Origin of the sequence: Enterobacter sp. JH25 (genome assembly GCF_021725435.1) — a bacterium.
GTDB classification, from domain to species: Bacteria; Pseudomonadota; Gammaproteobacteria; order Enterobacterales; family Enterobacteriaceae; genus Enterobacter; species Enterobacter intestinihominis.
Genome location: NZ_CP091319.1, coordinates 124008 through 137965 on the forward strand (window position 1 = coordinate 124008; position 13958 = coordinate 137965).

Annotated in this window: 13 protein-coding genes; 1 reads left to right on the forward strand and 12 read right to left on the reverse strand. The window is 52.9% G+C overall.

Annotated elements, in window-relative coordinates; translation table 11 throughout:
* Positions 1 to 2: 2 nt before the first annotated feature.
* The 6 genes from L2Y28_RS00620 to rfaQ all read right to left on the reverse strand — a co-directional run bounded on the left by L2Y28_RS00620 (position 3) and on the right by rfaQ (position 6412).
* Positions 3 to 773: a glycosyltransferase family 2 protein gene (locus tag L2Y28_RS00620; protein WP_022646623.1), complete on the reverse strand. Its 771-nt coding sequence runs from the start codon at positions 771 to 773 to the stop codon at positions 3 to 5.
* The gene (gene waaA / locus L2Y28_RS00625) at positions 773 to 2047 is read right to left on the reverse strand and encodes a lipid IV(A) 3-deoxy-D-manno-octulosonic acid transferase (RefSeq protein ID WP_003860874.1); all 1275 of its coding nucleotides are present in this window, start codon (positions 2045 to 2047) and stop codon (positions 773 to 775) included. The genes L2Y28_RS00620 and waaA overlap by 1 nt, the downstream gene beginning before the upstream one ends.
* A 66-nt stretch (positions 2048 to 2113) precedes the next feature.
* Entirely contained in the window at positions 2114 to 3103 is a 990-nt protein-coding gene (locus tag L2Y28_RS00630; RefSeq protein ID WP_022646624.1) for a glycosyltransferase, read from the reverse strand.
* An 11-nt stretch (positions 3104 to 3114) separates the two neighbouring features.
* Positions 3115 to 4215 carry a glycosyltransferase gene (locus L2Y28_RS00635; RefSeq protein ID WP_022646625.1) on the reverse strand — a complete coding sequence of 367 codons (1101 nt, stop codon included), beginning with the start codon at positions 4213 to 4215 and terminating at the stop codon, positions 3115 to 3117.
* Positions 4216 to 4217: 2 nt separating this feature from the next.
* Positions 4218 to 5345, reverse strand: coding sequence for a glycosyltransferase family 4 protein (locus L2Y28_RS00640; protein ID WP_022646626.1), 1128 nt, complete (start codon positions 5343 to 5345; stop codon positions 4218 to 4220).
* Positions 5342 to 6412 carry a putative lipopolysaccharide heptosyltransferase III gene (gene rfaQ / locus L2Y28_RS00645; protein WP_022646627.1) on the reverse strand — a complete coding sequence of 357 codons (1071 nt, stop codon included), beginning with the start codon at positions 6410 to 6412 and terminating at the stop codon, positions 5342 to 5344. Before rfaQ ends, L2Y28_RS00640 begins: the two co-directional genes overlap by 4 nt.
* A gap of 150 nt (positions 6413 to 6562) precedes the next feature.
* On the opposite strand from rfaQ, the gene L2Y28_RS00650 reads away from it, so the two are divergent.
* Positions 6563 to 7516 carry a polysaccharide deacetylase family protein gene (locus tag L2Y28_RS00650; RefSeq protein WP_022646628.1) on the forward strand — a complete coding sequence of 318 codons (954 nt, stop codon included), beginning with the start codon at positions 6563 to 6565 and terminating at the stop codon, positions 7514 to 7516.
* 26 nt (positions 7517 to 7542) lie between these two features.
* Here L2Y28_RS00650 and L2Y28_RS00655 read toward each other — a convergent pair whose 3' ends face one another.
* From L2Y28_RS00655 to rfaD, 6 genes are all read right to left on the reverse strand, one after another.
* A complete protein-coding gene (locus L2Y28_RS00655; protein WP_022646629.1) occupies positions 7543 to 8754 on the reverse strand; it encodes an O-antigen ligase in 1212 nt (403 codons plus the stop codon).
* Positions 8742 to 9641: a glycosyltransferase family 2 protein gene (locus L2Y28_RS00660; RefSeq protein WP_022646630.1), complete on the reverse strand. Its 900-nt coding sequence runs from the start codon at positions 9639 to 9641 to the stop codon at positions 8742 to 8744. Before L2Y28_RS00660 ends, L2Y28_RS00655 begins: the two co-directional genes overlap by 13 nt.
* A 5-nt stretch (positions 9642 to 9646) precedes the next feature.
* The gene (locus L2Y28_RS00665; RefSeq protein WP_022646631.1) at positions 9647 to 10756 is read right to left on the reverse strand and encodes a glycosyltransferase family 9 protein; all 1110 of its coding nucleotides are present in this window, start codon (positions 10754 to 10756) and stop codon (positions 9647 to 9649) included.
* A 3-nt stretch (positions 10757 to 10759) separates the two neighbouring features.
* Positions 10760 to 11743: a lipopolysaccharide heptosyltransferase RfaC gene (gene rfaC / locus L2Y28_RS00670; protein WP_022646632.1), complete on the reverse strand. Its 984-nt coding sequence runs from the start codon at positions 11741 to 11743 to the stop codon at positions 10760 to 10762.
* A gap of 3 nt (positions 11744 to 11746) precedes the next feature.
* Complete coding sequence (gene rfaF, locus L2Y28_RS00675) at positions 11747 to 12793, reverse strand: ADP-heptose--LPS heptosyltransferase RfaF (RefSeq protein ID WP_022646633.1); 1047 nt, start codon at positions 12791 to 12793, stop codon at positions 11747 to 11749.
* Between the two features lie 79 nt (positions 12794 to 12872).
* The gene (gene rfaD, locus L2Y28_RS00680; protein WP_022646634.1) at positions 12873 to 13853 is read right to left on the reverse strand and encodes an ADP-glyceromanno-heptose 6-epimerase; all 981 of its coding nucleotides are present in this window, start codon (positions 13851 to 13853) and stop codon (positions 12873 to 12875) included.
* Positions 13854 to 13958: the final 105 nt, after the last annotated feature.

The window sequence follows — 13958 nt, forward strand, 5'->3', positions numbered from 1 at the left end:
GCTCACGTTTTCTCTGAGTAGCCGCGGTTCAGCGCCCACAGCTCGGTGTATTTATTGAAAGTATACTGGGCATTCACTACCGCCAGTAACCAGCCCTGTTTGCCGTCCAGCACGCCACCACGTAGCAGCAGCGTTTTCAGAAACGCGCCCAGCGTGTGGGTGAAGATGCCGGTCAGCGTGGCCTTCTTGCCGCGCGCATGCCGCTCCTGTGCCCAGGCGGTGGCATAGTTCAGCTGTTTCCGCTGGAAGCTGGCGAAATCGCGGCAGGTCAGATGAAGCAGATCGCCCGTCAGGGGGATGACCTGAGCGTTATCGCAGGCCAGAGACTCATGGACCAGGTTGTCGTTGTACTGATAACGCTCGCGGGCATAGAGGCGCATCACGCGGTCGGGGTACCAGCCGCTGTGGCGCATAAAGCGGCCCAGGAAATAGTTACGACGCGCGATACTGTAGACCGCGCCGGGCTGTGGCGCGGCAAGCACCGTTTGAATGGCCTGTCGGAGTTCCGGGGTGACGCGCTCATCGGTATCGATCATCAACACGTAATCGCCCGTGGCGTAACTCTGCGCACGCTGACGCTGAATACCGTAGCCCTGCCAGTCGGTGTCGGTAAAGACTTTTGCCCCGGCTGCACGGGCAACGTCCGCCGTATTGTCCGTACTTCCGGAATCGAGAATGACGATTTCGTCAGCCCAGGCAACAGAGGCCAGGCAATCCGGAAGCAGGTCGGCGGCGTTTTTGGCGATCATCACGACCGACAGACGCGTTGACATTAGTGGCTCCGCTGCGGCAGGTAAGGTTGCAAAAGTTGCAGCAGACGGGTCAGTGCACCCTGGTTCTGATGCAGGACTTCAACGGCGTGACGACCGTACCACAGGCGGTAATCTTCGTCAGTCAGAAGGGTTGAGACCTCTTTGACCACCGAGTCCGCATCGGTCACGGTGATTAAGCCATCGGCTTGCTGCAATTTCGCGCAGATATCTTTGAAGTTAAACGTGTGTGGACCCATCAGCACGGGAATGGCGTGGGCTGCCGGCTCCAGCGGGTTATGACCACCGCGCTCCACCAGGCTTCCGCCAACGAATGCAAGATCGGCGATCCCGTACAGCAGCATCAGTTCGCCCATCGTATCGCCAATCACCACCTGCGTGCTGCCAGAGGGGATTTCGCCGCTGCTGCGCAGGGTGAAGCTGAAACCGCCTTTTTGCACCATCTCCCGGGCATCTTTAAAACGCTCAGGATGGCGAGGAACCAGAATCAGCAGTAAATCAGGGAATTTTTCCAGCAGTTGGCGGTGAGCCTGAAGAATAATGGCCTCTTCGCCGTCATGGGTGCTGGTGGCAATCCAGACCTGGCGACGCGGCGCCCACTGACGACGCAGCGTTACCGCACGGGCGGCGAGTTCAGGGGTGACGGAAATATCGAACTTCAGGCTACCCGTGACCGCAAGCTGGTTGCGCTTCAGGCCGAGGGCGATAAAGCGCGCGGCATCTTCTTCGTTCTGCGCGGCGATCAGCGTAATTTTGCTGAGCAGGCGACGCATAAATTTACCCAGCTTGCCGTACCCTTTCGCCGAGCGTTCCGACAGACGCGCGTTGGCGATAACCAAAGGAATTTTACGGGCATGCAGGGCGGAAATCATATTCGGCCACAGTTCAGTTTCCATGACGATCACCAGTTTAGGGCGAACGGTATTCAGGAAACGGTTCATGGCGCAGGGGAGATCGTACGGCAGGTAGACGTGATGCACGTCTTTACCGAAGGCAGACATCACGCGCTCTGAGCCTGTTGGCGTCATCGTGGTGACGGTGATGGGCAGTGACGGATAACGGTGGCGTAAGGCACGCACCAGTGGAATGGCGGCCAGCGTTTCCCCGACTGACACGGAATGCAGCAGAATACCGTCCGGCGCCACTTTATTGCGGCAGTAGCCATAGCGTTCGGCCCAGCGTTTACGGTACGCAGGCGCTTTACGGCTACGAAGCAACAGTCGCAGCCACACCAGTGGCTGAATGATGTAGAGCAGGGCGGTATACAACAATTCCAAGCGATTATCCGTTTTTTTAGTTTCGGCCGGGAAATTCTAAGCATTTAAGCGTGCTAAAGCTATCTCTTATGCCAGATACCGTTTTAAACGGAAGTAGCGTCGGCCCAGGCGCCAGCGCAAACGCGGGCTTTTGGCACTTTTCCAGATGAGCTTCCAGATCCCGGTGTCGAAGAACTCTTTGATTATCATTGATTTCTTCGCTTCATCCTTCATGTTGTCGAAGGTATGAATAATTCCCAGACCCTCTTTGGCGATTTGCCAGTGACAGGCCGGGATATTTTTCACTTTATCCGGGTAGCGCTGGTTAATGGCATCAAGCATCTTCAGGATCTTCATGTAATGGCGCGCTGAGCGAATCAGCGTGTCGTCATTATCCGGGGTGTGCGATACCGAGGCGGAGTGAATGTAGTAGTCGTAAAAGCGTTCGCTGGTGTACTGAACGCGTTCCGCAGCAAGCAGCACCTCAGTCGTCCACGGGATATCCTGATGGCGCAGGCCAGGCTCGAAACGAAAGCCGTGCTGACGAATAAAATCGTGACGATAGATATTCAGCCAGGTCACATGCAGGAACTTACGTGAATCCAGCGCCTTTTTTAACCATGCCGCGCCATTCATGACGCTCGTTGAGGCGAGCTTATCTTCAGGGAAGATAGGGCGAGACGGTTTTTTGTTATTTTCCCAGACGTAGTTGCCATTGCAGGTGGCGACATCCAGGTTCTGCGTGACGGCCATATCCAGCAGACGCTGGTACATGCCGGGTTTGAAGACATCATCAATATCCGGGAAAGAGAGATATTGGCCGGTCGCAACGGCCAGGCCGGTATTACGCGCGATGGACACGCCCTGATTAGGTTGTTCAATGACCTGCATCTGTGGCAGCTGTTCGCGCCATTTTTCGACAATCTGCATCGAGCGGTCAGTGGAGCCGTCATTCACGATGATGACTTCTATACTGTCGATGTGTTGATTTACAAGGCAGGTAAAGAACTGATCGAGAAAAGCTTCACCGTTATAAACGGCAACCACCACGCTTAATAAAGGCGCTGAATTTTGCATATGAAACCTGATTATTTTTGGTTGTCGACCAAAGCAATGTATTGCTGGCAAATGGCGTTGATACCGAACGATGCGATCGTTTCGCGATCAACAACCGGCGGAGAGGCATACAGTTCTGCCAGGGTATTCGCCAGTGATTCGTCGGTTAACGCGGTCAGACCGCGCGCCAGGGGGCCAGTAAGGATCTCAGCAGGGCCGCCAGGGCAGTTTGTACTCACCGGTGGGGTCTGACAGATAATGGACTCTACCAGTACATTACCAAAACCTTCGCAGTCGGAACTTAACACTAAAAGGCGTGCACCTTTGATCCACGGATAAGGATTGGTTTCAAACGGGCGGAAGACGATCTTGTTTTCAATTCCCAGCTTAGCGGCAAGCTGTTTGAGCTGGTTTATTTTCACGTCAGAGCCTTTGCCCATCAACACCAGCGATGCGTCAATCTTGCTCATCGCGAACGCGCGAAGCAGCCGGTCGTGACGTTTGTGCTCATGAAAACGACCAACGTGGATAATATAATTCTGCCCCTGCATCTCAAAGGGCGCTTCCGCCAGACGCTGAATTTCAGGGATATCGAAGGGGTTATGGATAACCGCTTTGCGCCGCAGGGGGATCGCGAGTACTTCAGACAGATCGTGCAGCACGGCGCCGGATACCGCCACCACGTTGCGGTTTTCATAGGTATGACGAATTTTATAATGCTTAAACCAGCGAGAAAGCCCGCTGCGATGGCGCAAATAGGAAAAGGAGAACATCCCGTGTATGCAGAACCAGACCTTATCCCGATCCAGCACGCGGCTGTGCGCCACGATACGGTCGGTTTTATGCAGATGCGAGAAGACGACGTCAAATTTACCGCTGCGTTCTGCCTGCTCAATGGCGCGATCCAGCAAACGGGCGCGACGCGGGATCTCGGTCAGCTTCCGCCAGGGTTTTTTACAGGTATCCTGCACGACCTGAAAATCGATGCCTTCCGGAATGGCGTAGTCGCACACCTTCCGTAAGGAGAAAAGGGTGACCTGATGCCCCAGTTCTGTCAGTCCGCTGGAGAGGGTGAGAACCGTTTTTTCGGCTCCTCCACCGGGTAAACCATCAATAATCATTAGGATGCGCATTATTAATCCAGTAATTTTTGATAAAGCGAAATAAGCTGACTTGATAGTTTTTCAGGGGTTGCTTCTCTGACGCGTTCACGCGCCGCAAGCCCCATATTGTTATTTTTTTCCAGTGAAGGGATGGACATGACGGCCTCCTTCAATGTGTGGATATCAAGTGCATCACAGTAAAACCCGTTCTGGCCTTGCGCAATAAATTCTGAACCACCGCAACTCTCTGACGTAATGACGGGCAATCCACAGGCCATTGCTTCAAGTATGACGTTAGGGAAAGGATCATACAGCGTCGGCAGCAGTAAACCATCAGAAAGCTGATAAAATGGCAGCGTCTCTTTTTGCATCCCCAGGAAACGGATTTGCCCCTCACAGCCTAATGAACGGGCGAGGTCGCGATAGCGGCTTTCCGCTTTATCCTGACCGACCACAACCAGCCACGCCGATGTTCCTGCTATAGCCTGAATAGCGCTTGCCAGCCCCTTGCGTTCAAACCCTGAACCCACGAAGCAGAAAATGACGGCATCAGCGGGTAAGCCAAATTGCTTACGCAGTACAGCGCGCTGCCTCTCTGCTGCCGGAACGAAGCGGCGGGAATCTATTGAATTATAAATCACATGTATCTTTTTTGCGTCAATATCAAAGTCTTCGACGATTTCGCGCTTGATCATCTCCGCATTACAGATAACGGCTTTCAACTCGGGAGCCTGGTACATTTCACGTTCGGCGTTCATCACGTAGCGGTGATAGCGATCGTGCATGAGCAGCTTCGCGCGCCAGGCGGGAAGAATACGCGTACGCTGTAGCAGCCAGCGTCGATGTACACCATCTCCGGCGCGGTAAATATCGCAGCCCGGAATACGTTCGTGGCTCTGTACAATATCAAACTGCTGTTGCTGCCACAGCGCGCGCGCGGCGTGTGCAAAGCCGCGTTCACGGCTGATGCGGCCCCACTTTCGTGGATCGCAGATATGAATATGCCAGTCGTCCTGCTTTTCGCCCTGCCACTCGCGGGTGATGACGTTGAGCTCAAGATTTTGATTGCTCAGCGCGGTGAGTGCCCTGGAGACAAAACGTTCTGCTCCCCCATCCGGCCGATATTTTTGGCGCACAATGGCCAGACGATGAAGCTTCATTGCAGGTATCTCCTTGCGGCGGAGACGACAGCATCAACGGGGATGGCGTCGAGATAACGTTCCGTCGTTTTTGTATCAATGGCGTCAGGGTTGGGAAGCAGGCCGTAGTTACCAGCCCAGATGACCTCGCCGTTAACCTGCCATGGCGACCAGAACGTCAACTTTGATGGGCCAAACAGCGCCACGCAGGGCGTCTGAAGGGCGGCGGCCATGTGCATGGGGACGGAGTCAACGCCAATGAACAGGGCTGCGTGATCGATAAGCGAGGCCAGCTGGCGCAGGGTTAACTGCCCTGCCAGCGATACAACACCCGTCTGCGGGGAGGCGGCAAGAATGCGGTCAATCATCGCCAGCTCTTTCTTATCCGGTCCCGCCGTAAGGACGATAGTGTGGCCGTCCTGCTGCAATGCGGCGATAGTTTGCGCCATTTTGCCTTCGTCCCAGCACTTAAAGAACCAGCGTGAAGTGGGTTGAATAACGATATAGCGTTCCCCCACGCCCTTTTGTGTCAGCTTGTGATGAGCATGGTGCCAGTCATCCGCGCTGTAAGCCATGGTGACGGCGGGTCTGGCGGCAACGGGTAATGGTTTCAGTATGGACAGGTTTTGTTCAACGGTGTGCAGGTTCTGATGGCTGGCGACCGAGACCAGTTCACTGTGACAAAAACGCCAGAAGGCATTATTGCGCTTGTTAAAAGCGAACCCGAGCCGAACCGGTGCGCCGGTGAAGCGGGTAACCAGCGCGCTGCGCCACTGATCGGCAAGATTGATCACCAGATGATAATGCTGAGCGCGTAAAGCACGAAGCAACTGCCACTCTTTTTGCAGGTGCTTCAGCGTCCCCAACTGCTTCCATTTACGATCGATACCATAGATCGTACCGATTGCCGGATGCGCGGCGAGCATGTCTCGCGTCTCTTCATAGAGAAGCACGTCGATTTGGGCTTCAGGCCATTTCTGGCGCAATGAATTGATGACGGGGGTGGTGAGTAACATGTCACCATGATGGCGAAGTTTAATCAGTAAAATGCGCAAATCAGGCGTGTCAGGTAAGTTATTCATCATCATCTTATCGGCGTTGTACTGTTGGCAATTCTAATAGACCTGGTAACGACTTGCACTCTTTCTCCATAATGTCAGGAATTTCCCTGGAAGGGTTTACTCCTGCTTTCGGGCGTGCGTAACATAGCGCTAACTATTTTGTCTTGCGGACTCATTATGAAAAAACCAGCGTTTATCATCACGATCGATACCGAAGGGGATAATCTCTGGCAGAACCACCGGGTCATCAAAACGGAAAACGCGCGCTACCTGGCGCGGTTTCAGACGCTTTGCGAGCGTTTCGGCTTTAAGCCTGTCTGGCTCACCAATTACGAGATGGCCGTCGAACCGGTGTTCATTGAGTTCGCGAAAGAGGTCATAGCCCGGGGGCAGGGCGAGGTAGGAATGCATCTCCATGCCTGGAACAGCCCTCCGGAGCACGATCTGACCGGTGATGACTGGCGCTGGCAGCCTTATCTGATTGAGTTTTCAGACGAGGTCATGCGTGAGAAAGTGCTGTTCATGACCCGCCTACTGGAAGAGACCTTCCAGACAAAAATGCTCAGCCATCGCGCCGGGCGCTGGGCATTCGACAGCCGTTACGCCCGGTTACTGATTGAGCTGGGGTATCAGGTAGATTGTTCCGTTACGCCGCGCGTGAACTGGCGCAACGCGAAAGGTGCCCCGCAGGGTAATGGCGGAACGAATTACCAGCATTTTCCCGATCGCGCCTACTTTTTGGACGTAGACGACATTTCCCGGCCGGGAAACAGCCTTCTCCTCGAAGTGCCAATGAGCATCCAGTATAAACACCCGGCATGGCTGAATTCCCTGAAGCAGGGTTACGATCGTCTGCGCGGTAAATACCGTTCTCCGTCAGTTAACTGGTTACGCCCGTCCGGCGGTAACGCGCAGGAGATGATTAAGGTGGCGCAGCAGTGCCTGTCTCAGGGAAATGACTACGTAGAGTTCATGCTGCATTCGTCGGAATTTATGCCTGGCGGCAGCCCGACGTTTAAAGATGAGGCGGCGATTGAAGGTTTATATCAGGATTTGGAACAGCTGTTTACCTGGCTATCAGATAAAACGGTGGGGATGACGCTGGCGGAGTTTTACCAGTACAAAAAATAGTTATGCCCGCCAGGCGGGCATATTTGCTATTGCTGCTTTGTTTGGGTGAAAGGTGTACTTAATGCAAACAAAACCATAAAGAAGATTAAGGCTTCTGAACTGAGCAGTATGACATCCGTCAGACCATACAAAAGCAAAAGTAGCATCGAGGTTAGCAGCAGTGCGTTTCTGTTTCGTAGGGCATACACAATCATCGAAACGAAGAAAAAGAGCATTACCGCCACGCCGGGGATCCCCTGCAATGAATATTTCTCTATAAATTCATTATGCAGGTGGACTTTGATGTACACGAGCGCGGTAGCAAGATGTGGATGACCGTCTTTTATATACTGCCGTGTCCACGTTTCACGCTCTTCAAGTGATTGCCCCAACGGATGTGCAAGACCATTCTCGATCCCGACAGTCCACATCGAAAAACGTGCGCCCAGTGACGTGCGGTCATAGCCTTGCTGATATTTCTCAACTTCAATTTGGGTTTGCGTTATTTTCGGTGCAATCAACGGTTTGTAGCTTACGACGACAATGCCGGCCACAATGCATAAAAAGATGAGAGTGGATTTGAGATGAATTTTTCTGAAATGATATAGCGTGAGCACTATCGCCAGAAGCAGATATAAACCCATCGCAGCACGGGTACCCGTCAACAGTATGACGAAGTAAGAGATTAATATAGTGAAACCCGCGACAACATACAGCTTCACGTTCTGCTGAAGGTAAAGACTGTATACGAAAGCCAGTGACAGGACAGAATAAACATAGGCTGAAACGGTGGCACGGTTAATTGCCATCTCAACGCGAGTCATACCTTGCGAGGCCTGCCACAAGCCATATCCTGTGGCGAGCACAAACCCTAAGGCCGCTGCGTAGAAGAAAAATTTCCTGAAGTTGTCTTTATCAATGTAAAACTTAAAGCGGTCAATATAGAAAATCAGGATACTCGCTAAAATTAACTTTTTGCTGGCGCCTAGATAGTCGCTGTAAAGGTTGAGTCCCTCGTTATGATACTCATAGATTAAGTACCAGCCGAGGTTAAGTAACCCAATCAGCAAAATGGGCAGCGCTATAGTAAAAGGTCGAAGAGTGATTTTTTTATATTCGAAAGCCAGGCCAATAATACTGACGTAAATAGCAATATAGAAAAACTCTCTTTGCTTCCCTGAACTGACTAGTGCCAGCATCAAAGAGATGAGGCTCAAAGCAATCGTCAGTTGATATAGCCGTGGTTTTATTTTTTCCATAACGCCTCAATAACCCTTTTTTTGTAGCTAAAACGAACATCGGTGGACAGGAAAAAAGACAATGTGTACATGGCCTTTACGCGTTGTTTCACGAGTTGTAATTGTTGGTCTGTAAGACAGGACCGATGGTTGCTGTAAATATCAAACCAGTGGCAATTGACAAGATGCCTGTAGCTTGACGGAAATGTTCTTTCCATCTGTAACGTGCATTCGACAAGCGTTGAAATTTTGCTGGCGTCCAGACTGCTCGACAAACTGTCGCGACGCTTGACGTAATAATAATGCCCCTGGCGTTGATAGACTATTTTGCTCGACTGCATCAACATTCCGGGGAAGACAGCGAAATCCTCATAACATAACATTGGAGGAATAGGGTTGCTCTCGTACAGGCTACGATGAATAAACTGGCCAATGAGATGCGCCTGAAAGTCTTTATGGCGTAAGAAACGAGCGATTGCTTCATGTTGTGACAATGGCACAGGGTTGAATCCCTGCCAGTCTGAAGTCATTTTCCGGGGATCGCGAATCTCAAGCAAACGTGTCAGTAACATATCCGGACGTTGCGCTTTCAGAAAGGTAATTGCGTCCCTGAGGCTGCCCGGCTTTAAGCAATCGTCACTGTCGAGCATCGTAATATATTCACCGGATGCCAGTGCGACAGCACTGTTTCGTACCCGGCCAACGTTACGAAAGTTCACGGTGCGCGTTATGATCTGAGGAAATTTAGGTGACCACTCTTCAATTATTGCCTGCGTGGTATCCTCAGAACTGTCATTAAAAATAATAATTTCAGTGTCTTGAACGGTGGCTGCCAGCAGGCTTGAAAGCGTGGCATGCAGCGTAGCTTCAGCGTTATGCGCAGCAATAATGACGCTTAAAAAAGCCATAAAAATTAGTTTCCTTGAGCGTCGGTAGCGCTAGCCAGTGAGCGGGCTTTGGGTAATGTACGGATAAACTGCTGAAGATCGTGTAACGCGGAGTCAGTGACAGAGAATAGTGCTTCCCGTTCTTGCGGGAAGTAATAGCGCGTTTCAAACACATAAGAACAAATGTTGTCGTCATTCCCGATCAGCAACACATTGCCAAGCGGACGTTGTTCATAGTGACAACACGGACCAAACAGCAGGACTACCGGAACGCCAACGGCGTCTGCGATATACACATTCCCCGAGTCAGACGCGATATAACAGTCCATCTTAGAAATGGCCCAGGGAAGCTCTTCCAGCGAAATTTTGCCAATAAGATTGATAAAATTAGGGATTTCACCGTAAAGGCGGGTGATATCGTCCATCCACGACTGTTCATTTGGCGCGCCGAAGACATAAAACTCGCAGGGTAAATCAGCGAGTTGATCAACAATCCGTTTCCAGATAACCGGAGGAACGGTTTTGGCTTTATTGCCCGCCGCAATACTGATGCCGATGCGGATAACGTCAGGTTTATCAAGAATGGCCGGCCAGGTCGTCGGTTTAAAGAGCGGCTTTGTGGCGTGCTTGGGAGAGTCTTGCCATGTGAGTGCGCGGTCGGCCAGTTTCAGGTAGTTCGACACCGAAAGCGTTTTTTTGCCATGCTCAACGGTACCGTCAGCCGCAAGATAGAAAATCCCGTGATACCACCTGCGCGTGTAAATGGTTAAAAATTGTTTGTTTTTAGCATTGCAGACGGCGGCAAAAAAGAGGTTCACGCTGTTGGGTTGTAGCAGGTAGACGTTGTCGTAGCGGTTCATGATCCTGCACGCGAAGCACAGTTTACGCCACAGGTTGCGCTTATGCTGCTCAATAAAATAGATCTGCTCGATAGTCTCATCATGCTTCGCCAGCGCACCAACGCTGCGACTGACCAACACATCGCTTTTTTGCAGATATGCCAGAAGAGGTGTCGCATTAATAAAGTCACCGATTTTGGCTGTCTGAATGACAAGGTTTTTGCCCGTGTCTTTTCGAAACAGCTTCCGGAGGAGTTTCACCGGAAAGAGTAAAATCAGCAGAAATACATAACTCATGGGTTAAATATCCCTGTTGGAAAGCCGATGGCTGCCCTGTAAAAATGAAAAAATAGCATCTGCGCTAATATCCTTCGTTTGTTGCGTAGGGCTGACCATCTGATGCTGGTTTTTACCGTAACCCCCGATCAACCCCGGATCGGTCGGGCCGAAAATCGTGATATTAGGACGATCCAGTGCGGCGGTTAAATGGCTTAACCCTGTATCCACAGAAACGACGGCGTTAGCGCCCGCCAGCTGTGCGGCAACTTGCGCCAGCGTGAGTTTGGGTAACACCTCAACGTGGGAAAAGCCTGCTGCCAGACGTTCCGCACGCTGCCGCTCATGTTCTGCACCCCACGGGAGTTTAATATGGATACCGCAAGGTTGCATTAGTTCAATCAGCCTTCTCCAGTGCGTTTCCGGCCAGTGCTTATCGTCGCGCGTTGTGGCATGCAGGAACACCAGATACGGTTCAGCATGCTCCTCCGTCTCGCGCAAAAAATGCTGTGCAATAGCGTAGTCACCCTGGGCTTCAGGTTTTGCATAGCCCAGGCTTTTCGCGAACAGCTCGCGGGTACGTTCCACGGCGTGCTGCTGCTTCGCAATATGGTGGCGACGATTATAGAACAGGCTCGCCAGCGGTTCGCGGGCGGTTTGCCAGTCCATGCCGTGCTTTACGCCGTGCGCCAGACGCGTGACCAGCGCGGCGCTTTTCACCAGGCCCTGAGCGTCAACGATCGCGTCGTAACGCCGGGCCTGCACCGCTTCGCGGAAGGCTTTACGTTCGGCTTTAATCGGTGCGGAGAACCATGCTTTGCGCCAGCGGCGAATGGCCACCGGGATCACGCGGTCAACCGCTTCGTGCCAGGTGGGGATCTGCGCGAAGCCTTCTTCCACCACCCAGTCAAAACGAATGCCGGGAATGGCCCGCATCGCGTCCGTCAGTGACGGCAGCGTATGCAGCACATCGCCCATCGAAGAGGTTTTAACGATCAATACCCGCATTCGTTATCCTTCTTCGCTCAACAGAAGTTCGTTGAGCTCTTCGAGAACGCGCTGCGGCGTAATGTCGATCAGGCTCTGATGGTAGCCTTCTGCGGCATCACCTTTACGTACCTTGTGGTAGCCGGTGATCAGGCGAATTACGCGCGCTTTGTGCGACAGCGGCGGCGTGAAGTCCGGGCTGCTCGGGCCATACAGCGCCACCAGCGGACGATCCAGCGCGGCGGCGACGTGCATCAGGCCAGAGTCGTTGCTGACAACGGCTTTACAGGCGGCAATCAAAATAACCGCCTGCTCGAGCTGCGTTTCCCCGGCCAAGTTTCGGCACCAGGCCTGTTGCTCGGTGCTGAGCGTGGCGAGAATTTCATTGCCCGCCTCGTGATCTTTCGCTGAGCCAAACAGCACAATTTGATGGCCTTCGTCGATCAGCTGTTTCGCCAGCTCTGCGTAGTGATAGTGCGGCCAGCGTTTTGCCGGACCAAACTCCGCGCCGGGGCAGAAGCCAATCATCGGGCGTTCGGACGAAATGCCAAACGCGTTGCAGGTGTGGGATTTCTCCCCGTCGCTTACCTGGAGCTGCGGCCACAGTAGCGGCTGCGGCAGATCTTTCGCGCTGCGCATCACGCCTTTGTCGTAGGCCAGCGCCACGTAGCGTTCTACCATCAGCGGCCAGGCCTCTTTATCCAGCACACGGGCATCGTTCAGCAGGCCGTAGCGCATTTCACCGCGCCACCCGGTACGGTGCGGGATGCCCGCAAAGAAGGGCACAAGAGCGGATTTGAAGGAGTTTGGCAGGACATATGCGCGGTCATAGCGTTTCTCGCGCAGGCTATGGCCGAGTTTGCGGCGTTCACCGATTTCCAGCGCCCCGTGGCCGAGCGGCATCGGGATCGCCTCGTTCACTTCCGGCATACGCGATAACAGCGGACGGCACCATGCGGGTGCCATCACGTCGATTATCGCCTGGGGATAACGCGCCTTGAGCGTGCGATAGAGACTTTGCGACATCATCATGTCGCCCACCCAGGACGGGCCGATCACCAGTATTTTCATTCACTTCATCCTTCAAGCTGTCTCTGCGTTGGCTGCCTGCGTTCACTCCAGTCACTTACTTTTGTAAGCTCCCGGAGATTCACTTCGTTGCCGCCTTGATACCGCTCGAATGATTTTGTGAATTTATATCGCGGTCACGGTTCAGCCAAGCCATATATTCCGTTACGCCTTCGGCAACGGTCTTGAACGGCTTGTCGTAGCCTGCGGCGCGCAGGTTAGTCAGGTCCGCCTGGGTGAATGCCTGGTAGCGGCCTTTCAGCTTATCCGGGAACGGAATGTACTCGATGCTGCCTTTCTTATGGTAAGCCAGCGTCGCGTCTGCCACCGCCTGGAAGGATTCCGCGCGGCCTGTGCCCAGGTTGAAAATGCCGGACACGCCGTTTTCCAGGAACCACAGGTTCACTGCCGCCACGTCGCCTACGTAGACGAAGTCACGCTTAAAGCCGTCGCTGCCTTCGAACAGTTTCGGACTTTCGCCGTTATTTAACTGGGTGTTCAGGTGGAACGCCACACTCGCCATGCTGCCTTTGTGGCCTTCGCGCGGTCCGTAGACGTTGAAGTAGCGGAAGCCGACAATCTGAGAGTTTGCTTCTGGGAGGATCTGACGCACGTACTCATCAAACAGGAATTTGGAGTAACCGTAAACGTTCAGCGGCTGCTCATACTCGCGGGATTCGATGAAATCTGAAGTGCGTCCACCGTAGGTTGCCGCGGAAGAGGCGTACAGGAACGGAATTTCACGCTCCAGGCAGTAGTGCAGGATCTCTTTGGAGTACTGATAGTTGTTGTCCATCATGTACTTGCCGTCCCACTCGGTGGTGGAGGAACAGGCCCCTTCGTGGAAGATGGCTTCGATCTCGCCGAACTCTTCACCCGCCATAATCTGGATAAGAAAGTCTTCTTTATCCATGTAGTCAGCGATGTTCAGATCCACCAGGTTTACGAACTTGGTGCCGTCTTTCAGGTTGTCCACCACCAGGATGTCGGTGATGCCTTTGTCATTGAGGGCCTTAACAATATTGCTGCCGATAAAGCCCGCGCCGCCGGTAACGATGATCATAACTGTAACCTTTGAAGTGTGGAGTCCGGGGAACATCCCGAACGCTAATCTCTTTATCATATCATCACAATGCCCGGTCTTCAGCCATTCACCGATATGCAGCAG